This is a genomic window from Dictyoglomus sp. SSW, assembly GCF_055181335.1.
Window position 1 is genome coordinate 334,459 of record NZ_CM143705.1, and the last position, 23,970, is coordinate 358,428.

Consider the following 23,970-nt stretch of genomic DNA (forward strand, 5'->3'; position numbering starts at 1 on the left):
GAAGAAGATGAAAACCCAAGTTAGAAAAATTGCTATAGAGGGAAATGAGGCAGCAGCATTAGCTTTCAAACAAATAAATCCTGACGTAGTAGCTGCTTATCCTATAACTCCATCTACTGAGGTGGTACAAAAATTTTCTGAATATGTGGCAAACGGAGAAGTAGATACCGAATTTGTACCTGTGGAAAGCGAACACAGTGCTATGAGTGCCTGTGTCGGAGCATCTGCTGCTGGAGCAAGAGTTATGACATCTACAGCATCTCAGGGTTTAGCCCTCATGTGGGAGATGCTTTATATAGCGGCATCCTTAAGGCTACCTATCATAATGACAGTTGCAAACAGAGCTTTATCTGCTCCTATTAACATTCATGGAGATCACAGCGATGCTATGGGAGCAAGAGATTCCGGATGGATACAAATCTTCTCTGAAAATGTACAAGAAATATATGACAATATATTCCAAGCAGTAAAGATTGCAGAAAATGAAAATGTAAGATTACCTGTAATGGTAGGATATGATGGTTTTATCACAAGTCATTCTGTAGAAACCATTGAGCTTCTTGATGATGAGGTGGTTAGAAATTTTGTTGGAAAATATAAACCAAAATATACTCTACTTGACGTGGATAATCCTATCTCTATTGGACCCCTTGCCCTTACCGACTCCTACTTTGAGTTTAAAGTAGCCCAAGCACATGCTATTGAAAATTCTCTCCCCATTATCAAAAAGGTAGGAAAGGAATATGGAGATCTTACAGGAAGATACTATGATGTGATTGAAAAATATAAGATGGATGGAGCTGAATATGTTATAGTAGCTATGAGTTCTACAGTAGGTACAGCAAGAGAAGTGGTAGATAGCCTTAGAGAAAAAGGGCTTCCTGTAGGACTCCTTAAAATAAGAGTTTTTAGGCCATTCCCCACCGAGGACATTGTCAATGCATTAAAGGATGTAAAAGTAGTAGGAATCCTTGATAGAAGCATGGTACCAGGATCCTTTGGAGGACCTCTCTATCATGAGATCACATCTGCCATGTATCATTTCGATAAGAGACCAATAGCCCAAGCCTATGTATATGGTCTTGGTGGAAGAGACATCACCACAAACCATATAGAAAAGGTATTTGAAGAACTTATGGAGATAGGTAAGAAGGGTAAGCCAAATCCTCTTACCTACATCGGAGTAAGAGAATAGGAGGTGCTAAAAATGGCAATAAATCTCAGAGAATTAGCATTAAAAGAAGAGAGATTAGTAAGTGGACATAGATTATGTGCAGGTTGTGGTGCCAGCATTATTGTAAGAATGATATTAAATGCCATAGACGAACCAGTGGTAGTAGCAAACGCTACAGGATGTCTTGAAGTAGCAACCACCATATTCCCTTTCACAGCATGGAATGTACCATGGATTCATAGCGCCTTTGAAAATGCAGCTGCTACCATATCAGGAGTTGAGGCAGCTTATAGAGCTTTAAAGAAAAAGGGAGAAATAAATAGAGAGATAAGATTTTTAAGCTTCTCAGGTGATGGTGGTACCTATGATATTGGTCTCCAAGCCCTTTCTGGCGCCATTGAAAGAGGCCACAGGGCTGTATATATATGCTACAACAATGAAGCTTACATGAATACAGGTATACAAAGATCTGGTGCAACCCCAAGAGGAGCCTTTACCACAACCTCTCCAGCTGGAAGAGTTATTCCTGGTAAACCTCAAAAGAGAAAAAATCTTACTGAAATGATGGTAGCTAATGGTGCAAGATATGTGGCACAAGCATCCCCAAGCCACTGGAGAGATCTGATGGAAAAAGTAAGAAAGGCTGTAAATACAGATGGTCCTGCCTTCTTAAACATATACTCCACATGTCCCAGAGGATGGAGAACACCAGATAATTCTGCTATAAGCATATCAAGACTTGCAGTAGAAACTGGAGCTTGGTTCCTTTATGAAGTAGAAGATGGAAAATACAAAATAAATTACAAACCCGCAAAAGGATTTAAACCCATTGAAGAATATATCAAGGTACAAGGAAGATTTGCCCATCTCTTAAAGCCAGAAAACGCCCACATATTAGAAGATCTTAAAAAGGATTTAGAAGAAGAATGGAATAGACTCCTCAGACTTGAGGAAGTTACAAATAAATAGTCATGGACAAGAATAGGCACCTCTCCTATAGGAGAGGTGCCATCCCCATAAAAAAGAATATAGATTATAAACTGGGAGTACATCTATTCCGAGGCGATAGAGCTATTTTGGAAGATATAAAACTATTAAAGATAAATACCGCTCAAATATTTTCTGGAAATCCAAGGAGCTACAGACCTAATAACGAAAAACTTCCCACCTTTCCTTTTTCAAGCATATTCATCCATGCACCCTACGTGGTTAACATTGCATCCTCCGATGAAAAAGTATGGAATCTATCTATAAAAAAGGTAAAAGAAGAATTAAAAATTGCCGAAGAAATGGAATGGGAAGGAGTAGTTATACATGCAGGAAGCAGTAAAAAAATGGGAAAAGACGTAGCTAAAAAAAATTTCTTAAAAGCCTTAGAAAAAATCTTTGAAACTGACGGAGTTAAAAGGGCAAAACTTATTATGGAAAATAGTGCAGGAGAAGGAGACGGATGGGGGTCTACAATAGAAGATTTAATCTCTGTATATGAAGAATTTCCTGATATCTATTTCTGTCTTGATACATGTCATCTTTTTGCAGCTGGATATAATCTCAAAAATGAGAGAGTATGTAGAGAAACCTTTTATAATTTCTTTGAAAAGATACCTCAAGAAAAATTAGTTTTAATCCATATAAATGATTCCCATTTTCCCCTTGGATCAAAAAGGGACCAGCATGCCCATGTAGGAAAAGGTGCCATGGGAGTTACAGCCTTCCAAAATCTATTAAAAATTGAAACCATAAGAAGAATTCCTTTAATACTTGAAACTCCTAAGGACTCTCCCATGGCAGACCTCTATAATTTACATATAATAAGAAAAATACTTGAAAATTCCGACTAACCTATCAAATATTTCTTCACAAATTTCATCTTCTCATAAGTATGGAAGGTACCTCCACCTTCATGTCCATTAAAAGGATAAATCTTAATATCCTTTTCTCCTTTGTAATGATTATAGGCTGCAAAAACAGTAGATGGTGGACATATCATATCCATAAGACCTACAGAAAAGAGGGCTTTAGCCTTTGCCCTTGCTGAAAAATTCACCCCATCAAAATAGGAAAGAGTTTTAAATACTTGATCTTCATGATCTCTATGAGTCTTCAAATATTGCACTATCTCTTGATATGGATATCCATCGGTAATCTCTACAGCCCTTCTATAATGGCATAAGAAAGGAACATCAGGCATAGCAATCTTTAGATCTATACCAATATAGGTAGAAAGTCCAGCAACAGCAAGAGTTATACCTCCTCCTTGACTTCCCCCTGTAATACCAACCCTATTTTTATCTACCTGAGGAAAGGATAGTAAAGTTTCTACTGCCCTTACCGCATCTGTAAAAACCCTTCTATAATAATATTTCTTCGGGTCCAAAATACCTCTTGTCATAAATCCAGGATATTCTGGATAAAAAGGTGCATCATCATAATCAGGAGTATCTCCAGGACTCCATGAACTCCCCTGTCCTCTTGTATCCATTACTAAGTGGACAACTCCCATATTAGCCCACAAAAGAAAATCATAAGCAAAACTCCTTCCACCGCCATATCCAATATATTCCACAATCCCAGGAAATTTATCCTTTCTGTCCTTTGGAACAATAAGCCATGCCTTTATCCTCTGCCCCTTATAACCAGAAAAAGTAACATCATAGGTCTCCACCAATTCAAGTCCAAAATCTACCTTCTCAAAAACAGGATCCAAAGGATATTTTCTTGATTCTTCAAGGGTCTCTTTCCAAAAATCATCAAAATCTTCCGGCTCTTCCCTTTCAGGTAAATATTTCCAAAGCTCTGAAAGTGGCAGGTCAAAAAGTGCCATAAAACACCTCCTCTTTAAATTTTTGAAAATAATTATACTACAATTGTATAAGAAAGATGATGATAGAGCTTTTAATACATATAATCTAAATCCTATCTACAAAGAATCTCTCCTTTACTTTTTCTTATGTGTTATAATTATTACAATAAGTTTTAAAATAATTAAGTAGATTAAGGAGGAAAGTAAAATGGCAGATATTAGATCATATGAGATAGTAGAAGGATTATACCTTATTAAAAATCCACAACTTTTCTTCAATTTTAATAGCTATCTTTTATCATGTCCTTTGGATCAAAACACTAAGCTAAACATCCTTTTTGACCCCCTTCCTTTAAGATGTTTTAAAGATTTTGTAAAAGCTATTGATGATCTTATAGGAATAGAAAATATTGATATTATTTATACAAACCATCAAGATCCAGATCTTACCTCTTCTGTTCCTGCTCTTCTTGACCTCTCCAAAAAAGCCTTCTATCTTACTTCTCAGGATACATGGAGACTTACAAGTGGATATAATATTGATCCAGATAGGTTCCAACCCATTGAAATACTTCCCAATAGAAAATTAAAGTTTAGCAAAGATAGTGATGATTGTCTTCAATTTATTCCTACTCCTTTTTGTCACTTTAGAGGTGCTTATGCAGTATATTATCCTAAACTTAAGGTCCTTTTTACAGGAGACCTCCTTGGAGGGGCATCTACAAAAAAATCTGAAGGAATATATGCGGATGAAGATTCTTGGATTGGCATTAAGCTTTTCCATGAAGTTTACATGCCCACAAAGGAAGCCTTAAGACTTGCTATAGATCAAATTGGAAGATTGGCTCCTATTCCCGAACTTATTCTCCCTCAACATGGAGATATCATAAAGGGAGATTTAGTTATAGAGTTTTTAAAGAGATTAAACGAGATTGATGTTGGATTGGATTATATAAAGAAAGAGGAAAGAGAAAAAGAACTTTATATAAGAGTCTTTAATGATATGCTGGACTACGCAAAGAGTAAATATGGAGAAAAGGCAGTGATAGAGAAATTGAATAATATAAGCATTCAAATGTCCAACTATCCTGAGATTATTAAAATAGAAAATGGAGTAATCTCTGAGGTTTATATACCTCCAGCCACTGCTTTTGTACTTATATATGATTTATTCTGCCAGCATCTCTCTGAAAAAGACAAAGAAGATATAAGACTTCAATCTATTGCAACATTCAAAAAATATAACTTATCGGTACCAGAAGAATTGCTTTACAAAAGAAGCAGTTCTTTGGTAGACAAATTAAGAATAATCTTTAATCCTATAAGAATATAATAATCAAAAGCCCTCCAATTTTGTTTGGAAGCTTTTTTATACTTTTTGTAAAAAGGCACTCATATCTTCAAAAGTACCAATAATATATAGAATATCTCCTCTATAAATTTTTTCCGATGGACTAATATTACTTATAACATTACCTCCCCTTTGAATAGCCAAAATTGACAAATTATATTTTCGCCTCAATTCCAATTCCTCTATTGTTTTTCCTATAATTGATTCTGGTGGCTCTATCTCAAAAATTTTAACGTTTGCTGAAAACTCCATATAATCAATAACATTTGGAGCTACTAATCTTTGAGCAAGTCTCACTCCCATATCCCTCTCTGGATATACAATAAAATTCACACCAATTTTCTCAAGAATCTTTTCATGTGGCTCACTTATAGCCCTTGCAATTACAAATTGCACACCAAGTTCTTTAACCAAAAGAGCTGTAAGTACACTTGATTCCACATCATGAGCTATAGCAACTATGGCCACATCTACATTTTGTACTCCAGCCTCTCTTAAAGCATTTATGTTCGTTGAGTCTAAAACTCTTACAAAAGACACATAATCTTTGACTTCCTCAACCTTACTTTCATCTTTATCAATAGCTATTACAGAATATCCCATTCTTTCAAGGGTTAAAGCCACCGATACTCCAAACCTTCCTAAACCTATCACTGCAAAACTCGTGAGCTTTGTCTTATCAAGACCTGCCTTTTTTAGACTATAAGCTAAAGATTTCATAAATTAACCTATACTCACCTCCTCAGTTGGGTACTCAACATGAGATCTCTTTGATACAGGCACCAAAATTGCCATACCTGCAGTAACAGTACCAACTCTTCCTAAAAACATGATAAAAATAATAACCAATTTAGCAAAAGGAGAAAGATAAGGAGTTATTCCTGTAGAAAGCCCCACAGTACCAAAAGCAGATACTACTTCAAATAGAATGGAAAGAGGAGGAAATGGCTCTGTTATAAGAAGAATAAACCATCCTAAAATTACAAGAGTGATGGACAATAAAAATACAGTATAAGCCCTTTTCACATTATCCCAAGTAATAGTTCTATCTTTAAAGTGAAGATTTTTCCTTTCTAAAATTACTGCTACTACACTCAACCAAAGAACTAAAAAAGTTACTGTCTTTATACCACCACCTGTTCCACCTGGAGATGCACCAATAAACATAAGAACCATCAAAAAAAGAAGAGTAGAAGGGTTTAATTTTCCAATATCCAAAGTACTAAAACCAGCTGTTCTTGGAGTAACAGACTGAAAAAAGGACGCTAAAAACTTTGACCATAGATTTAAAGGTTTCAATGTCTTTGGATTATTATATTCAAGCATGAAGATAAAAATAGTACCTATAATAATTAAAAATACTGTTGTAACAATTGCCATCTTACTATGCAGAGAAAGATGTAGCTTCCTTTTAGTAAATTTTTGGATAAAATCATAAATGACAATAAAGCCTATACCTCCAATTACAATAAGAGATGTTATTGTAAAAACTAAATGAGAATTAGAAACATACCCTGTAAAACTTTTAAAACCCCCTAAAAGGTCAAAGCCTGCATTACAAAAAGCAGAAACTGAATGAAATATGGCAAATTTTAAGCTCTTTAAGAAAGAATAATCTTTAATAAAGACAAAAAACAAAGAAATAGCCCCCAATAACTCAAATATAAATACTATAATAAGTACACTTTTTAAAAAAGAAACAATTCCTCTAAGAGACGTAGTATTTAACGAATACTGCAAAAACAATCTTTCTTTAAGTTGTATCTTTCTATTTAAAAGAAGCATCATGCCTGTTGCAATTACAGCATAACTTAACCCACCTATTTGAATTAAGAGAAGAATCACTAAGTGGCCAAAATGGGACCAATAAGTACCTGTATCAACAACTACAAGTCCTGTTACACAAGTAGCAGATGTTGCTGTGAATAAGGCAGTAAGAAAATCAGTAAACTTACCTTCTGCAGAAGAGAAAGGTAACATTAAAAGTAACGTACCTGCAAGAATTACTGCTCCAAAACTTAAAATCAAAAATAAAGCAGGATTTAACCCTCTTTTTTTAGAAACAATTTCACCATCAATCATAAAAGCTAAGAAAAAAATACACCTCTTTTCAAATAAATCTTTTTCTTAACATCTAAGTATTCTATATCTAAAGCATTTATGAGTCAAATTTATAAAATTAATTAGAAGCCATAATATAGATATCATATAAGGTTATTAATTTAACACATTTTTAATTGAAACTTAAGAACATAATATTTATAATTAAACAAAATAAAACTCTTAAAAGAGGTTTTGAGATTTATGGGCAGTGTAAAGGATTTAATAATTTTGGAGAATCCATCCGAAAATTCCCTTGGTAGAGGTAGATTCATCTTTTCTGACAGATATTCTGTATTTGATTATGGAGAAATGCCAGACCTCATAGAAGATAAGGGTAAAGCTATATGTATAGTCACATCTTTCTTCTTTGAAAAATTAGAAAATCTGGGAATTAAAACCCATTATATAGGAGTAGTAGAAGAGGATAAAGTAAAATCCCTTTCTGAGCTAAAAAATACATCTAACATTCTTGAATTTAAAATGGTAAGAGTAGTGAAACCTGAATTAAAAGATAATATTTATGACTATTCTATTTTCCAAAGCCTTAAAAATAATTTTCTCATTCCTTTAGAGGTCATATATAGAAACTCCCTTCCAGAAGGTTCTTCTGTATTTAGAAGATTAAAGGATGGAAGTTTAAAAATGGAAGATCTTGGACTTAACAAGATACCAAGACCAGGAGAAAAACTTGAAAAACCAATAGTAGACTTTTCCACAAAATTAGAGGTAAATGATAGATATCTATCAAAAGAAGAAGCTCAAAAAATAAGTGGCCTCACTATGGAAGAATTTGAAAAACTTATAAATATTACCCTTTTTATAGATGACCTTATAACTCATGAGGCAGAAAAAATAAGTTTAATAAACGAGGATGGAAAATTTGAATATGCTTTTGATGCAGAGAGAAATTTCATGGTAGTAGATGCCTTAGGAACTCTCGACGAATGCAGATTTACCTATAATGGAATACCTATAAGTAAGGAAATAGCAAGAATATATTACAGAAAAACTGAATGGTATAAGGAAATAGAAGAAGCAAAAAAGAAAGACAGATTTAATTGGAAAAATATGGTAGGATCCCCACCAAATCTTCCAAAAGAACTTAAAGACCTTATATCCTCTATATACAAAGCTTATGCTAACGAAATAACCCAAAGAGAATGGTTTGATGCTCCTCCTATGAAAGATCTTTTAAATCGACTCCAAGAGCTTCTTCAATAGATCTTTAATAAACAATTTTAAATGTTTGTAAACTTTATAACATACCCATTTTTTAAAGAGATCCATCTTTTATTGTCCTAACTTTATCCACAACTGTGGATAACTTTGTGGATAGGTTGTGGATAACTCTGTGGATAACTTTATAAATCTGTGGATAACTTTGTGGATAGAATATTAATTGTTGATTATGTGGAAAACTTTGGAAAACTTATCCACAGCCAAAAAACATACATTTCTTAACTCCTTATAACTTATCCACAATATCCACACCCCTAACTACTACAACAAGGTTTTTTATTTTATAAAACACCCTTTGTATTTGTTACAGTAGGCTGTGGATAAAATCACGATGATGTAAAAAAGCCCCCCTATTTAGGGGGCTTTCTTTGAGAAAGGAAATTCTGACTGGGCTTTGTTTCTTTCGAAAAAATTATAACTTATTTTTTGAATTTATGCAATAATATAAAAAAATTTTAATACTACTATAAGTAACACGAGTTATTTTAATAGATCATATAAAAGATTAAAATTTTCATATCTATAAAAAAGTTTCAGAGAAAAACGATTTATTTTAAAAGTATGATATAATTTTTAATATGATCCAGGAATTTGAGATTATAAAAAGACTTATTTTTTCTTTAATACTATCTGGCATAATAGGATGGGAAAGGGAAAAGGAAGAGAAACCAGCTGGATTTAGAACACATATACTGGTTTCTCTGGGAGCTACTCTTTTTATGATTGTTTCAGCTTATGCTTTTCCAAATACTGATCCAACTCGTATAGCTGCTCAGGTGGTTACTGGTATAGGTTTTATAGGTGCAGGTACTATTTTAAGAAATGAACATTCTGTAAAAGGTTTAACAACAGCAGCAAGTATATGGGCTGTCTCAGGTATAGGTATGGCTGTTGGTGCAGGACTTTATTTTCCTGCTTTTTTTACTACTTTGTTTATATTAGCTGTTCTCATATTAGCAACAAAACTTGAGAAAGTATTTATAGGTTCCCATAGAGATTTAATATTAAAATGTAAAATAGAAGATAAGCCAGGGGTTATAGGAGAAATTGGAACTATTCTTGGGGAACTTAAGGTTAATATAAAACAAATAGGTTTAAACTCTATAAATGAAAATATAGCAGAATTAAATTTAATTTTGAGATTGCCATCTAAGATTAAAATGGAAGAGATTGTAGAAAAGCTTTCAAAATTATCCTCAGTAAAAGAAATAGATATCATTTAGAAAGGGGAGAGACAAAAAGTCCCTCCCCTTCATTATTTTATTTCTTCCAAAATTCGACCATTTCTCTTATTTGTTTTGTTTTATATTCTTCATATTTCTTTGCTCCTAAATCATCAAAGCCTTTTAAGAATTCAGCCCATACTTTATCAAAATCTTTTTTAGGTGCCATTACTACCTTTGGAATATTTTTAATTACATAATCGAAGAGCTTATTTCCAATGGCTCTCATATCTTCATCTGGTGTTGGATACATCCATAGATATCCCCATGTTTTTACAGGATATTCGTCAGCTTTTGGGAATAGATCTTTCCATATTTCTACCTTATATGCTGCAAGAACTTTCTTTTCTACTTCTGTATAATTCTTTCTTATATCTTCTTTTGTGGTATCAGGAACTACTGGATTTCCTGTAGAATCAATATAGTAATTAGGAAGTCTTGGCCATGGATATACATATACTCCTATTCCAGTCTTTCTTCCGAAGTAGGGATCTGTTCTTCTTGCTTGATCCACATCGGGTAGGAATTGTCTCTTTCCATTTACATATGTATGATGTACTCCTTCTATTCCCCATTGCCTCAAAATATTAGCATCTTCTGTACATAGCCAATCAAGAAATTTTATAGCTCTTACAGGATCTTTACAGCTTTTAGTGATAGCTATACCCCATCCACCGGTGTATCCAACTCTTACATCAGGTGGAGCCTGTTTTATTCTCTCGCTTACAGTAACAGGATAATATCCATACATATATTCATATTTTCCTGATCTTCTTAAAGCTGTAAATGGTTCTCCTACTGCCCATCCTGCATCAATTAGTGCTAAAACTCTTCCACTTGCTATTTTTGCCTTATAAGTATCTTCTTTTTGTATGAATGTTTCTTTGTCTAATAGACCTTCATTCCACATATGATTTAGCCATCTAAAATATTCCTTCTCTATAGCTCTCTTATAATGGAAAGTACATTTTAAAGTTTTAGGATCTACATATAATTCTCCATCATCAGGAGCTCCCGTAGCTTGAAATGCTGGATTTGTTACACTTATTACTGTTCTCCAATCATCAGCACATAAGGTAAGTGGTATAGTTGGAAGTCCGTCTGTAGTTGGATGTTTTTTGTAATATGTTTTTATTGCATTTTCAAAATCTTTTAGAGTTCTAATTCTTGGATATCCAAGTTCCATAACTACTCTGTGTTGAAGCATGAACCCACCATTTACATCAAGAGTTCTGTCATTATCTGTGGTTAAACCAAGACAGTAAATATGAGGATCTTCCTTACTCCATTTTAATCTCTTTAAGTTTTCCCCATAAGCTTTTTTAATATTTGGAGCGTACTTTTCTATTAAATCATCAAGGGGTATTAATGCTCCTGCATCCTTCAAAAGAGAAAGATCTCCTTTAGCATATATTAAATCTGGATAATCTCCGCTTGCTGCCATAATTTGTATTTTTTCTCTTACAGCAGCCTGGTTAGGTGCGTATTCTATATCTAAGGTTACACCAGTGAGTTCCTTTATCTTTTGGGCTACTGGACTTTTGAATTGGTCATCATTGGGATTAACTTCTCCTATATATACTTTAAATGTTATAGGCTTATTTGCTTCGGGTGTAGGATTCATGGGCTTAAATAATTTTGCTTGAGCATTTACTTCTCTTATGCTTACACTGAAAATGAGGCTAATTACTAATACTATAGCAAAAAACCATCCTAATAATTTTTCTGTCCTCCTCATAAAATTCTTTCCCCCCTTTAGAGTTAATTTTCATAGAATATTTTTTAATTGTAAATTACTCTTTTTAAACACCTCCTTTCTTAATTTTTTATTGCCCCAAGAGTCATTCCTTTTACAAAATACTTTTGTAAGAATGGATACACAACTACAATAGGCAATGTGGTTACTATAGTCATTGCCATTCTTAATGATTGGGGAGTTACTCTCATAGTTCTTGTAGGATCTAAGTTACTGTAGTAATCAATAGTGGTGGAACTTGCTGCAGCGTTAGCAAGGATTTTCTGAAGTTCATATTGCAAGGTAGTAAGATTTTTATTTCCTCCACAATACAAATAGGTATCAAACCATGCATTCCAATGCCCTACTGCTACAAATAGTGCAACTGTGGCAAGAACAGGTATACACAAAGGCAATATTACCTTTAAGAATATAATAAAATCATTGGCACCATCAATCATAGCTGATTCTTGTAGTTCTGATGGTAAGGTATCGATATAAGCTCTAATAACAATAAAATTAAATGGATTTATAAGTCCTGGAAGGATATAAACAAGAAAATTATTCATTAGTCCTAAACTTCTTATCAAAAGATATTCTGGTACTAAACCACCTCCTACGTACATGGTGATAACAAACAGTGTAGTAATAAGTTTTCTTGCAAAAAAATCTTTTCTACTAAGAACGTAGGCCACTATAGCTGTAGAAATAACACTGGTTATAGTCCCTATTAAAGTTCTTAAGGTTGATATTAAAGTTGCTCTACCAATTGTAGGATAATTGAATATTTCTTTGTAATTATCTAAGGTAAATACTCTGGGGAATATGGTGATACCACCTTTTATTGTATCAAAAGGATCATTAAGGGATACAGCTAAAACATATAGGAAAGGATACAATGTTATTATAACTAATAATATCATTATTCCGTGGTTTATAATATCGAATATTTTATCTCCTAAACTTCTATTCATATTCACGTCCTCCTAAATGATTTTGTACCCTGTAAATTTTTTACTTAATTTATTTGCTGAGAAAAGAAGAATTAAGCTAATTACAGATTTAAAAATACCTGCTGCAGTACCGAAGGAAAATCTTCCTGCTCTAATGCCATAATCAAGGGCATATAGGTCTATAACGTCGGATACATTCCTTACAGCTGAGGTTCTTAAAAGGAATTGTCTTTCAAATCCAATATTTATAATATTTCCTATACTCAATATAAGTATCAAAATAATAGTTGGCATTATGCCTGGTAATGTGATGTGCCAGATTTTTCTAAATCTTCCAGCTCCATCTACTTCTGCTGCTTCGTATAACTCTGGATTTATGGCTGTCATAGCAGCTAAAAATATAATGGTATTCCATCCCAGCTCTTTCCATATGTCTGAGAAGACTACAATCCACCAGAAATACTTAGGTTCTCCAAAAAATAGTATGGGTTGTTCAATTATTCCAATTCTCATAAGAAGGTAATTAACAACCCCATCAGGTGCAAGCATGGCATGTACTATGCTTGCTACTATTACCCACGAAACAAAGTGAGGTAAGTAAGAAATAGTTTGTACTGTTCTTTTGAAAGTAGAATTTCTGATTTCATTTATTAAAATAGCAAGTATTATTGGAAGAGGAAAACCAAAAATAAGTCCAAGAATACTCATAGCAAGAGTATTTCTCATGACAAGGTAAAATTCTGGGTCAGAGAACATCTCTTTAAAATATTTCAATCCAACCCATTGCTGTTGAAATATAGGTATTCCTGGTTTGTAGTTCTGAAAGGCTGTAATCCATCCCCATAAAGGGATATAACGAAAGATGATAAGCCATATAAGAAATGGGAAAATCATAATGATAAGGTATTTTTGTTTTTTTAATGTCTTTATAAAGTAGTTCACTTCAATCCCTCTTTCTTTTTTTTCAAAAATTATCAGAATATTCCTTTTAATAAAACCTTAAAAAATAGAAATTTTTAGAGGGAAAAATTAGACTTTTTTCAATTTACAAAAATTGTATTGAAGATTTATACTTTAAAAAATTTTAAAGTTTGGGGTTGTTTTATGTTTATCAAATTTTCCAACATAAAAATGTATAAAAAACTCATAATCAGTTTCATAGCCATATCGATAATCCCCATACTTATCCTTGGTACTGTAACTGTGGTTCATTTTAGGGATTTTGCCTTGGAATCTTCTTCAAAAGAAGTTTATAACAATCTAAACTCAGCAAAATTTCAGATAATGAAGATTACAGAGGAAGTAGTAAAGATTGCAGATAAATTAATGATAGATCAAAGGTTAAAGGAACTTTTACTTTATAAATACAAATCCCCGATGGAGACTTTTATAAAGTATTCTCAGTATAGAGAGATAGAAAATTATAAAACTCTTTTCGCTAATGCCATAGCTTATATAAGAATATATTCTGAAAATCCAACTATTTTAGAGAATGGAATTTTTTATAAAGTAAAGGGTTATATTAGAAAGGAGAATTGGTATAGGACTGCCATAAATCTAAATGGATTTATAAGATGGGAATTAATTTATCAGAAAGAAGATATTTATCCTGAAAAGTATTTTAGTCTTGTAAGACTTCTTAGAGATCCTTATAACGAAAGTTTTGGAGTTTTGGTTATTAATCTAAATAAACTGGAAATCAAAAAGATATTAAATCATCAAATTTTTGATACTTTTCTTATTAATAATGATGGATATATTGTAGCGAGCAATAATGAAAACTTAATAGGTACCATCTTCCCTATTGATAAATCAAAAATTATACAACCTGAAGGATATTCTTTAAAGTATAACAATAAAGATTATAGAATTTTCGGTATTTATTTACCTCTTGCTGGTTATAACAAGGATTTTTATCTTGTAAGTATGGTACCCTTGGACTATATAATGAGAGAGCCTTACGGTATGTTTAGATTTGCCATAGCTATGATAGTTATTTCTGTAGGGCTTTCTCTCTTGTTTGCTTTAATATTATCTAAGAATATGAGCAAGAGAATAGCAGTATTAAATAATGTAGTAAATGAGATATCTCATGGTAATTGGGATATGGAGTTTTCAATATCTGGTAAGGACGAAATAGGAGAACTTGCTGAGAATGTAAAAAATATGGCAAGAAATATAAAGATGCTCAATGAGTTGAAGATCAAACAGAAAGAAATGAAATTAAAAATATTGACCAATAATTTGAACCCTCATTTTCTATTTAACACTTTAGAGACTATTCATATGATGGCTATATGTAAAGAGCAGTGGGATATTGCAGATATTACTCTTAAGCTTGGTAACCTTTTAAGGAGAATTATAGAATTTGAAGGGAAACCTATAAAATTAAGGACAGAGTTAGAACTTGTAGAAGATTACTTGAAAATACAAAAATATAGGTTTGGAAAGATAGATTATAAAATAAATGTGTATGAGGATATAGAAGATCTATATATACTCCCTTTTCTAATCCAACCAATTGTTGAGAACTCTATCATACATGGTCTTGAGGAGAAAGAAGAGAAGGGAATTATAAATATAAACGTTGTTAAAAAAGAGGATAAGTTAATAATATCCATAGAAGATAACGGCGTAGGAATGTCTCAAGATGAAATAGAAGCTATCTTTAACAATGAAGATTTAGGTGGAAAAAGAATAGGCGTAAAAAATACTATGGAAAGAATAAAGCTTTTCTACGGAGAAGATTTTGGGCTTAGAATTCAAAGTGAGGTAGGAAAGGGTACAAAAGTAGATATAGTAATACCGTATCATGTTTTAAAAGGAAGTGATAAATATGTACAAGGTATTAATAGTTGATGATGAACCCATTATAAGAAGTGGCTTGAAAAAAGTTATAAATTGGGAAAATCATGGATTGAGGATTGTGGGAGATGCTGATAATGGGGAAGAAGCTTTGGATAAAATTATAAGGCTTAATCCTGATCTTTGCATTGTGGATATAAAGATGCCAAAAATGGATGGATTGGAATTAATAAAAAAAGTTAAAGAGATTGGTATGAGAATAAAATTTATAATTCTTACAGGTTATCCTGAATTTGAATATGCAAAAAAGGCTATAGATTTAGGTGTAGAGAGTTATCTTTTAAAACCTATAGATCCAGAAATTCTTAAAGAAAAGGTTATGCAAATTGTAGAACAGATAAAGAGTGATAAATTATTATATGAGTTATCCCGAGATAAACTTTTAGAAAAACTAATAAAGGGAGAATTGAAAAACGTTAAAGAAGAAGATCTTAATAGAATTTATAATTTCAATTTTCCATGGGATTCTTATGAAATAGTATTAACTGATGATTTGAATATTGAGGGTAAAAAAAATCATAATATTGATAGCATAATTCAAACTTACACTTTTATGGGAAATTCTTTGTGTTTTCTTATTGCTGATATAAAGAATCCTTACTTTAGAAGGAAGTTAATGGATGTAAAAAGGCAATTCAAAAAATTATTTGGATTTAATATATCATTCTTTGTAGGGGAAAAAGTTTTCAAACTTAGTGACTTACCCATATCTTATAACACTGCTTTAAAATTGAAGAACAAGAAGTTTCTCTTTAATCAAAAGGAAATAATAACCTATCCTAAGGAGGCTAAATTTGGTGATTTTCAAAATACCGATGATTCAAAAATAATTTGTGAGATTATAAAAGCTATAGAGTTTGGAAATCTTAATAACATTCATCTTTTTCTTGAGATAAAGATGAATAATCATACTGTAAGAGAGGATGATGAGGAAGAAATAAAATCAAGTTATCTTAATCTATTTATAAATATAATAAATTATTTCTCTTCTAATTATCCTTTCTTTAAGGAGATATCTAATAAATATTTAGATAAAAGAATAATATGCGAATTTTATAAAAAGCGATCCCTTATAGACCTTCACAATTTTGTAAAGGAGATGGTATTAAACGTGTTAAGAGATTTTTCAGAAAAAACAGGCAATAATGTACTTTCTCAGATAATAGAATATATAAATGCTAATTATTATAAAGATATTAAGTTAAAGGATTTGGCAAAACAATTTGGATATAACAGTAGTTATTTTGGAAAGATATTTAGGAAATATACAGGTGAAAAATTTAATACCTATATTGATAGAATAAGGATAAATAAAGCTAAGGAATTACTTTTGAAAGGTGAGAAGGTAGTAGATGTAGCAGAAAAGGTAGGTTATAAGGATCTGGATTACTTCGTTTTTAAATTTAAAAAATATACAGGAAAAACACCTCAAGCATTTAAGGAAAATATCTCTTAAAAAACACATTTCCGTATAGCTTTCCAATTAGTTAAGTTTTGGCATACTTTTAATATAAAATTAATAATTTTAGTTTCATTGAAAAAAGTATTAAATTAGTTTTTTAATTATATCAGGAAAGGAGATGTTGAAATGAAAGTAAAAGAGTTAATATTGAAGAATAAATCAGGTTTGCATGCTCGTCCCGCAGCTGTTTTTGTTCAGACAGCAAGCAAATTTAAGAGTAAAATAATAATAAAAGCTAATAACAAAGAAGCAGATGCAAAAAGTATATTAAAAGTACTTTCTTTAGGGGCTAATCAGGGGACAAAACTTATATTAGAAGTTGAGGGGGAGGACGAGGAAGAAGCTCTTAAAACCCTTTCAGAGCTTATAGAGTTGGGTTTAGGGGAGGATTAATGGGTAAACGGGATAGAAAAGAGAAAATTTTAAATGTTATTTTAGAGGCTTCTCATCCTATAAAGATAGAAGATATAGCGGAGAAGACAGGCTATAGTTTATCTACTGTTAGAAGGGAATTAAGAAGTCTTGAAGAGTTTTTGTTTGCCCATGGAATTGAAGTTAAGCATATCCCATATAAAGGTGTTCATATTACAAATCTTGAAAAGGACTCACATCTTTATATTATGTCTTTATTATCCCAAAATGAACAGATAACTAACAAAGAAAGGCATAAATTGATGATTCTTGACCTGCTATTATCAACAGAAAAAATAACATTAGAAAATTGGGAAGAAAAATTCAATATGAGCCATCCTACAATTGTAAAAGATTTTCAATTAGTAAAGAAATGGATGATTAATCACAAACTAAATATAATAGCTAAGCCTCATTATGGAATTAGATTGATAGGTGAAGAGAAGTATATTAGACAGGCAATCTTGGATTTAATCTTGGAGAGTTTATCGGAAGAAGAAAAAGGTAAGTTGTTAAATGAGGTACTTTTAAATTATAGAGTAAATTTACCTTGGATTGATATTTTTAATGACTCCTTTTTTGGAATTATTAAGTTTTTAAATGAAATAGAGAATGTATGGGATGTAAAATTTACTGATGATAGTTTTCTTCATTTATTGTTAATCATTGGGATTTCTATAAGTAGATTGAAAAAAGGATATAGATTGGAGGACTTTTATACGAATTATTATGATTTAAATCCTCCTTTTGATATTTTAGAAAGTTTTTATGATTTAAATTTAGATGATAGGGAAAAAAGATTTATAAACCTATACTTACTTTCTTCTGAATTAGAATCTGGTAAGAGTTTTCTTAAAGAAGATAAGGATTTAAGAAGTATTTTAGAAAAGGAGATCTTTAATTCTTATTCTTTTAAGAGTAATATCTTTAAAGTTTTTTTGAGTCATATACAGACTGCTATCTTCAAGATAAAGAATAATATAAACATATATAACAATATGTTAGAAAAAATAAAGAAAAACTATCCAATTATATACTATATTTCATGCGAATTATCAAAAACTCTTGAAAAAAGATTTGATATAAAGATTCCAGAAGAAGAAAAAGGATATATAACATTATATTTGTTAAGACTGTTCGAAAAAATGGCTAAGAAGAAAAAGATTATTGTAATATGTCCTTCTGGAGTATTAACAGCGAATCTTTTAGCAGAGAAAATAAAAAAAATATTTGAAGATGTTGAAGTTGTAAAGATAACATCAATAAGAGACTTACCTCGAAATCCCTCTAAAGGATTTATATATGTTAGTACTATTCCACTTTCTAATTTTGGATCACCCTATTTTCAAATTTCACCATTATTCTCTAAGGATGAAGAGGAAAAGTTCAAAAATTACATTTATAACTTTTATAAAGAAAATGTTTATGTAGAGATTATGGAAGTAAAAGATGAAAATGAGATTTTACAATACATACCTAAGGACTCTACTATTATTGCCATAAAGGAGAAACTATATTGGATCTACTCTAAGGAAGAACCAAAAGAAGAAAAGTTTATTTTGTTCTGTAACCCCAACAATAAATCCTATTATATGTATATCCATCTTTTTGATTATTTTAAGACTATATGGTTATCTCAAAAGATAGCTACAAGTATATCTCTGAGAAATTTAAATAGGATCAGTGAGGATTATTTACTCAAATTGCTATATTCCTTGGAAAGGGGAATTTAATATGAAGATAATAAAGGGTATTTCTGGATCTCCTGGAGTTACTATAGGTAAGGTTTTTCTTTGGATTAAGAAAGAAAAAGATCTAAATTATAAAGGAGATGAGGCAAAAAAGATTTGGAGAGAAGCAAAGGAAGCTCTTAAAGAGGAATTAAATAATAGATTATTGGATTTGTCTGAGACAGAAAGAGATCTTGTAAACTTTTATTTATTACTTTTAGATGATCCTACTTTTGAAGAATTTCTCTTTGAAAAAATAGATGAAGGTTTAGATTTTAAAACTGCAGTTGAAATAACCACTGAAAGGTTTAAAAAAGAATTTTTAAATTTAGATGTTTATTTTAAAATGAGGGCCCAAGATATAGAAGCTCTTAAGGAAGAAATATTTAGGGTAGTTGTTGGAGAGAGCTATCCAAGCTTAGAAGAACCTTCCATATTGGTATCAAAAGAAGTAACACCTTGGCAATTAATTAATATTCCAAAAGATAAATTATTGGGTATTGTTAGTGAGAAAGGAGGAGTGCTTTCACACCTTTCCATAATAGCAAGGAATTTAAATTTGCCCCTTTTAATAGGTGCTAATGTTTTAGAGATTAAGGGGGGAGAACTGGCTATTTTAGATGGTGAAAAGGGAATTTTGATATTAGATCCTTCTTCTCAGGAAGTTGAAAAGTATCAGAGATTATACGAACGTTATAAGATACTTCAAAAGAAAGCAATAGAGTTCAAAAACTACGTACCTAAGAAAGAGAATGGAGAAAAATTCTTTATCTCAGGAAATATTGGTAATTTGGAAGATGCCTTTTTAGCTTTAGAGCAAGGAGCAATGGGAATAGGCCTTTTTAGAACTGAATTTTTATTCTTGGAGAGGAATGATCCCCCATCTGAAGAAGAACAGTACGAAATTTATAAAAAAGTTGGAGATCTATTTTTAAATTATCCTGTTATTATAAGGACCTTAGACATTGGTGGAGATAAAAATGTACCCTATATACAGTTTGAGAAAGAAGAAAATCCATTTTTGGGGCTTAGAGGAATTAGGTGGTCATTATATGAAAAAGTACTTTTTAAAACTCAATTAAAGGCGATTTTGAGGGCAAGCATTGGAAATAATATTCATATGATGTTTCCTATGGTAGATTTGGTAGAGGAGGTAATAGAGGCAAAAAAAATTGTGAAAGAAGCAGTAGAGGAGCTGGAAAAGGAAGGTAAAGAATATAAAATTCCCCCTATTGGTATAATGTTGGAGACACCTATATCTATTTTAAACATAAATAGATTTGCAGATTTTGTAGACTTTTTTAGTTTAGGTACAAATGATCTTTTTCAATATACTTTTGCTGTAGATAGAACTAACGAAAAAGTCTCCTATTTGTATAGGCCATATCATCCTGCTTTTTGGGATTTAATTAAGGAAGCAATAGATTCTGCTCATAAAATTGGTAAGTGGATTGGTATTTGTGGAGAATTAGGTGGGGATTTAAGGGCCTTCTTACTTTTATATTCTCTTGGTATTGATGAGGTGAGTGTAGCCCCATTGAGGATTCCAATTTTAAAGTTATTGAGTTCTAAAATAGCCAAGGTTGATGTTTCTTTTGATTCATTACAAGAAGATGAACTTTTAGAAGTATTAGATAAGCATTATCAAAAAATCATGGAAGAAATAGGAAGTTAATAGTTAATTTTTGAAAGAATTTTAATTCTTTAATATTATTTTAACTTTCTTGAATAAAGTTGATGTATCTTTGATAATATTCAAAAACGAGGTGGTGAAAATGTTAAATTTCTTAGAGGCTATAGGAAATAGAATAGAGATTTTAGATAGGGTTGATACATGGGAAGAGGCGGTAAGAATAGGTGGGAAACTTTTAGAGAAGGATGGTATTGTGGAACCTAATTATATAGATAAAATGATTGAGGTATGTAAAGAATTGGGGCCTTATGTGGTTATTGCTCCAAGAGTAGCAATCCCCCATGCTCGTCCCGAAGATGGGGCAAAGTCCTTTGGGGTTTCTTTATTAGTAATAAGGAATGGAATAAATTTTGGATCTTATAATGATCCTGTTTATCTTGTAATTTCTTTTGCAACTCCTGATAAAGAATCTCATCTTGAATTTTTACAAGAGTTGGCAGAAATTCTTCAAGATTCGGAAAAATTAGCAGAACAGTTTATAAGTTTTAAAGATAAAGAGGAAATTAAAGATTATATTAAAAAGTTCTTTTCTAAAGTTAATACATAAAAGGGGTGTTACAAATGGTGAACAAGAGACTTAAGATTGTTGCTGTTTGTGGAATGGGTTTAGGTAGCTCCTTAATATTAAAAATGAATATAGAAAAGGTAGTAAAGGATCTTAATTTGGAAGCAGATGTTTCAACAACAGATATATCTACTGCAAAGGCAGTATTAGGAGATGCAGATATTGTTATTACTTCTCCAGAATTAGCTCCACAACTTGGGGAGTTAAAAGCCAAAGTTGTTACAATTAAAAATTTTGTTAATTTTCAAGAGATGAAAGAAACCTTGGAGAAAACCTTAAAAGATTAAAAATATATGGGGAGGTGCCAATATGTGGATTCTTAAGTTTATCCAAGATATCCTAAGTGTACCTGCAATTTTGGTGGGTGTTGTGTCTTTTGTAGGTTTGGTAGTTCAGAAAAAGACATTTTCAGAAGTGATAAGTGGAAGCATAAAAACTGTATTAGGATTTTTGATCTTAGTAGCTGGTGCCGTAACTTTGATTGGTTCTTTGAATGCATTGGGTCCAATGTTGGAAACAGGATTTGGAATAAAAGGGGTTGTTCCTAATAATGAGGCTATAGTTGCTATTGCCCAAAAAACCTTAGGTAGAGAAACTGCTTTAATAATGGTATTTGGTTTCCTTGTAAATATACTGCTTGCCCGTTTTACACCATTTAAGTTCATATGGTTAACAGGACATCATAGCTTTTATATGGCTGCTTTAATTTCTGCAACCCTTGGAACAGCAGGTCTTACTGGAGCGGGACTTGTGATATTAGGGGCAATAATTTTAGGATTAATGCAAGTTTTGATGCCAGCATGGATACATCCTTATATGAGGAAGGTAACAGGTTCTGATGATATTGCTTTAGGTCACTTTGGTACTTTAGGATATTTTGTTTCAGGTGCTATTGGAAGTCTGGTTGGAAAGCCTGAAGATAGTACTGAAAATATATCCTTCCCAAAGACTTTAGGCTTTTTGAGAGAATCTTTAGTAGCAACAGGTATAACTATGATTATAGTATTTTTAATTGCAAGTATTGCAGCAGGTCCTTCCTTTATAGAATCTAAATTGAGTGGAGGTCAGAACTTTTTAGTATATGCAGTTGTACAAGCTTTAACTTTTGCTGCAGGAGTGGGTGTTGTAATTTATGGTGTTAGAATGATAATATCAGAAATTATACCAGCATTTAAAGGAATTTCTGATAAGATTGTACCTGAAGCAAAACCTGCATTAGACTGTCCTGTAACATTCCCTTATGCTCCTAATGCTGTAATAATTGGTTTCATATTTAGTTTCTTAGGTGGAATTGTTTCTATGCTTCTTATGCCTTTGTTGGGTTTACCAGTTATCATTCCAGGTTTGGTGCCTCATTTCTTCGTAGGAGGTACTGCTGGAGTAATTGGCAATGCGACAGGAGGTAAAAAAGGAGCTATTTTGGGATCCTTTGTAAATGGTATTATTATTAGCTTTGGTGCAGCATTGTTACTACCAGCTCTCGGAACACTTGGATTTGAAAATACTACTTTTGGTGATTCTGATTTCCAATGGTTAGGAATATTGATAAGTTTAATAGCTAAGTTATTTAAATAATATAAATCAATCAATTTAGGTATATAATAGAATAGATTGAATTTAAAACCCCCTGTTCTTGCAATAAGACAGGGGGTTTTTATTAGGAGGTTAAATAAGATGAAGACAAAGAGGGCTTTTTTAATTGAGCCAAGAAAATTCGAGATTGATTACGTAGATGTGGAGCCAAAGAGAAATGAGGTATTGGTAAAAGTTGTCTCTTGTGGCCTTTGTAATTGGGAACTTAATCATTGGCATGGAAGACTCGGAACTTTTCCACAATCATTGGGGCACGAATGGGCAGGAATTGTGGTGGATGTTGGCCCTGATGTAAAAAATTTAAAGCCAGGAGATAAAGTAACCGCATTACCGGATGATCTTAGTGGTTTTTCACAATACACAGTAGTAAGTGAAAAAAATTGTATTAAGCTTCCTGATAATATAGATATTAAATATGCTCTTGGGGAACCACTAAAATGTATTATTACCGTATTAAGGGCAGCTCGACCTGAGGTTGGAGATTATGGGATTGTTGTAGGATGTGGTTTTATGGGATTGTTGTGTATTCAAGCATTAAAAGGAAATACATTATCAGAACTTATTGCTATTGATATTGACAAAAAGAAATTAGATATGGCCTTAGAGTTTGGTGCTACAAAGATAATTAATGCAAGAAAAGAAAATGTTGTAGAGAAAATACAAGATATAACGAAGGGACATATGGCCGATTTTGTAATAGAAGGTACTGGAAACCCAAATGTATTAAATATTTGTCAAAGATATTTGAAGACAGGGAGAGGAAGATTGATTCTAATGAGTTCTCATGAAACTGAGTGCGATAAATTTGATTTTAGAGAGGCAATAAAAAGGTCCATAGAGATAATAGTAGCTCATCCTTCTTATTCTTTAGATCCATATGATGATTTAAGAAGGGCTGTAAATCTTTTAGAGAAGGGAACCTTTAATATAGAAAGATTGGTGACACATGAATTTTCTCTTGATAGTATTCAAGAGGCTTTTGAAGCCTTAGAGAATAAACCTAAAGGGTATATTAAAGGCTTAGTAGTAATAAATGAGGTTTAATAAGGGAAGATACCCTCTATCCCAGA

The 23,970-nt window shown here is 32.0% G+C and carries 21 protein-coding genes; 15 read left to right on the forward strand and 6 right to left on the reverse strand.

Annotation, left to right across the window (positions count from 1 at the left end; translation table 11 throughout):
* Positions 1 to 7 precede the first annotated feature (7 nt).
* From ACY3JM_RS01535 to ACY3JM_RS01545, 3 genes are read left to right on the forward strand one after another with little or no spacing between them, the layout of a single operon-like run.
* The gene (locus tag ACY3JM_RS01535; RefSeq protein WP_463111533.1) at positions 8 to 1,195 is read left to right on the forward strand and encodes a transketolase C-terminal domain-containing protein; all 1,188 of its coding nucleotides are present in this window, start codon (positions 8 to 10) and stop codon (positions 1,193 to 1,195) included.
* 12 nt (positions 1,196 to 1,207) lie between these two features.
* A complete protein-coding gene (locus ACY3JM_RS01540) occupies positions 1,208 to 2,143 on the forward strand; it encodes a thiamine pyrophosphate-dependent enzyme (RefSeq protein WP_463083037.1) in 936 nt (311 codons plus the stop codon).
* A 2-nt stretch (positions 2,144 to 2,145) separates the two neighbouring features.
* A complete protein-coding gene (locus ACY3JM_RS01545; protein WP_463083038.1) occupies positions 2,146 to 3,015 on the forward strand; it encodes a deoxyribonuclease IV in 870 nt (289 codons plus the stop codon).
* Here ACY3JM_RS01545 and ACY3JM_RS01550 read toward each other — a convergent pair.
* Positions 3,012 to 3,998, reverse strand: a complete 987-nt coding sequence (locus ACY3JM_RS01550; RefSeq protein WP_463083039.1) for an acetylxylan esterase — start codon at positions 3,996 to 3,998, stop codon at positions 3,012 to 3,014. The genes ACY3JM_RS01545 and ACY3JM_RS01550 overlap by 4 nt on opposite strands.
* Before the next feature lie 187 nt (positions 3,999 to 4,185).
* Here ACY3JM_RS01550 and ACY3JM_RS01555 point away from each other — a divergent pair, with 187 nt between their 5' ends.
* Positions 4,186 to 5,310 (forward strand): oxygen-binding di-iron domain-containing protein, encoded by a 1,125-nt coding sequence (locus tag ACY3JM_RS01555; RefSeq protein ID WP_463111534.1) that lies wholly within the window; start codon positions 4,186 to 4,188, stop codon positions 5,308 to 5,310.
* Positions 5,311 to 5,346: 36 nt separating this feature from the next.
* Here the strand turns inward: ACY3JM_RS01555 and ACY3JM_RS01560 are convergent, their stop codons facing one another.
* Together ACY3JM_RS01560 and ACY3JM_RS01565 are read right to left on the reverse strand one after the other, a co-directional pair.
* Positions 5,347 to 6,048, reverse strand: coding sequence for a potassium channel family protein (locus ACY3JM_RS01560; RefSeq protein WP_463083041.1), 702 nt, complete (start codon positions 6,046 to 6,048; stop codon positions 5,347 to 5,349).
* Positions 6,049 to 6,051: 3 nt separating this feature from the next.
* A complete protein-coding gene (locus ACY3JM_RS01565; protein WP_463083042.1) occupies positions 6,052 to 7,410 on the reverse strand; it encodes a TrkH family potassium uptake protein in 1,359 nt (452 codons plus the stop codon).
* A gap of 222 nt (positions 7,411 to 7,632) precedes the next feature.
* Between ACY3JM_RS01565 and purC the strand changes: the two genes are divergently transcribed.
* Both purC and ACY3JM_RS01575 read left to right on the forward strand, forming a co-directional pair.
* Positions 7,633 to 8,652, forward strand: coding sequence for a phosphoribosylaminoimidazolesuccinocarboxamide synthase (gene purC, locus ACY3JM_RS01570; RefSeq protein ID WP_463111535.1), 1,020 nt, complete (start codon positions 7,633 to 7,635; stop codon positions 8,650 to 8,652).
* 596 nt (positions 8,653 to 9,248) lie between these two features.
* A complete protein-coding gene (locus ACY3JM_RS01575) occupies positions 9,249 to 9,893 on the forward strand; it encodes an MgtC/SapB family protein (RefSeq protein WP_463083044.1) in 645 nt (214 codons plus the stop codon).
* A gap of 37 nt (positions 9,894 to 9,930) precedes the next feature.
* On the opposite strand, the gene ACY3JM_RS01580 is transcribed toward ACY3JM_RS01575, so the two are convergent.
* The 3 genes from ACY3JM_RS01580 to ACY3JM_RS01590 form a co-directional block, all read right to left on the reverse strand.
* Positions 9,931 to 11,631, reverse strand: a complete 1,701-nt coding sequence (locus ACY3JM_RS01580) for an ABC transporter substrate-binding protein (protein WP_463083045.1) — start codon at positions 11,629 to 11,631, stop codon at positions 9,931 to 9,933.
* Positions 11,632 to 11,711: 80 nt separating this feature from the next.
* Positions 11,712 to 12,602, reverse strand: coding sequence for a carbohydrate ABC transporter permease (locus ACY3JM_RS01585; protein ID WP_463083046.1), 891 nt, complete (start codon positions 12,600 to 12,602; stop codon positions 11,712 to 11,714).
* Positions 12,603 to 12,614: 12 nt separating this feature from the next.
* The gene (locus ACY3JM_RS01590; protein ID WP_463111815.1) at positions 12,615 to 13,475 is read right to left on the reverse strand and encodes an ABC transporter permease; all 861 of its coding nucleotides are present in this window, start codon (positions 13,473 to 13,475) and stop codon (positions 12,615 to 12,617) included.
* Positions 13,476 to 13,685: 210 nt separating this feature from the next.
* Between ACY3JM_RS01590 and ACY3JM_RS01595 the strand changes: the two genes are divergently transcribed.
* The 9 genes from ACY3JM_RS01595 (at position 13,686) to ACY3JM_RS01635 (ending at position 23,944) form a co-directional block, all read left to right on the forward strand.
* Positions 13,686 to 15,440: a sensor histidine kinase gene (locus ACY3JM_RS01595; protein WP_463111536.1), complete on the forward strand. Its 1,755-nt coding sequence runs from the start codon at positions 13,686 to 13,688 to the stop codon at positions 15,438 to 15,440.
* A complete protein-coding gene (locus tag ACY3JM_RS01600) occupies positions 15,418 to 16,902 on the forward strand; it encodes a response regulator transcription factor (protein ID WP_463083048.1) in 1,485 nt (494 codons plus the stop codon). The genes ACY3JM_RS01595 and ACY3JM_RS01600 overlap by 23 nt, the downstream gene beginning before the upstream one ends.
* A gap of 132 nt (positions 16,903 to 17,034) precedes the next feature.
* Positions 17,035 to 17,301, forward strand: coding sequence for an HPr family phosphocarrier protein (locus tag ACY3JM_RS01605; RefSeq protein ID WP_463083049.1), 267 nt, complete (start codon positions 17,035 to 17,037; stop codon positions 17,299 to 17,301).
* Positions 17,301 to 19,052 (forward strand): BglG family transcription antiterminator, encoded by a 1,752-nt coding sequence (locus ACY3JM_RS01610; RefSeq protein ID WP_463083050.1) that lies wholly within the window; start codon positions 17,301 to 17,303, stop codon positions 19,050 to 19,052. Before ACY3JM_RS01605 ends, ACY3JM_RS01610 begins: the two co-directional genes overlap by 1 nt.
* A gap of 1 nt (position 19,053) precedes the next feature.
* Positions 19,054 to 20,724 (forward strand): phosphoenolpyruvate--protein phosphotransferase, encoded by a 1,671-nt coding sequence (gene ptsP, locus ACY3JM_RS01615; protein ID WP_463111537.1) that lies wholly within the window; start codon positions 19,054 to 19,056, stop codon positions 20,722 to 20,724.
* Positions 20,725 to 20,824: 100 nt separating this feature from the next.
* A complete protein-coding gene (locus tag ACY3JM_RS01620) occupies positions 20,825 to 21,289 on the forward strand; it encodes a PTS sugar transporter subunit IIA (RefSeq protein ID WP_463111538.1) in 465 nt (154 codons plus the stop codon).
* Positions 21,290 to 21,303: 14 nt separating this feature from the next.
* Positions 21,304 to 21,594, forward strand: a complete 291-nt coding sequence (locus ACY3JM_RS01625; RefSeq protein ID WP_463083053.1) for a PTS sugar transporter subunit IIB — start codon at positions 21,304 to 21,306, stop codon at positions 21,592 to 21,594.
* Positions 21,595 to 21,616: 22 nt separating this feature from the next.
* Complete coding sequence (locus ACY3JM_RS01630; protein WP_463083054.1) at positions 21,617 to 22,882, forward strand: PTS ascorbate transporter subunit IIC; 1,266 nt, start codon at positions 21,617 to 21,619, stop codon at positions 22,880 to 22,882.
* Between the two features lie 99 nt (positions 22,883 to 22,981).
* The gene (locus ACY3JM_RS01635; RefSeq protein ID WP_463083055.1) at positions 22,982 to 23,944 is read left to right on the forward strand and encodes a zinc-dependent alcohol dehydrogenase; all 963 of its coding nucleotides are present in this window, start codon (positions 22,982 to 22,984) and stop codon (positions 23,942 to 23,944) included.
* Positions 23,945 to 23,970 lie beyond the last annotated feature (26 nt).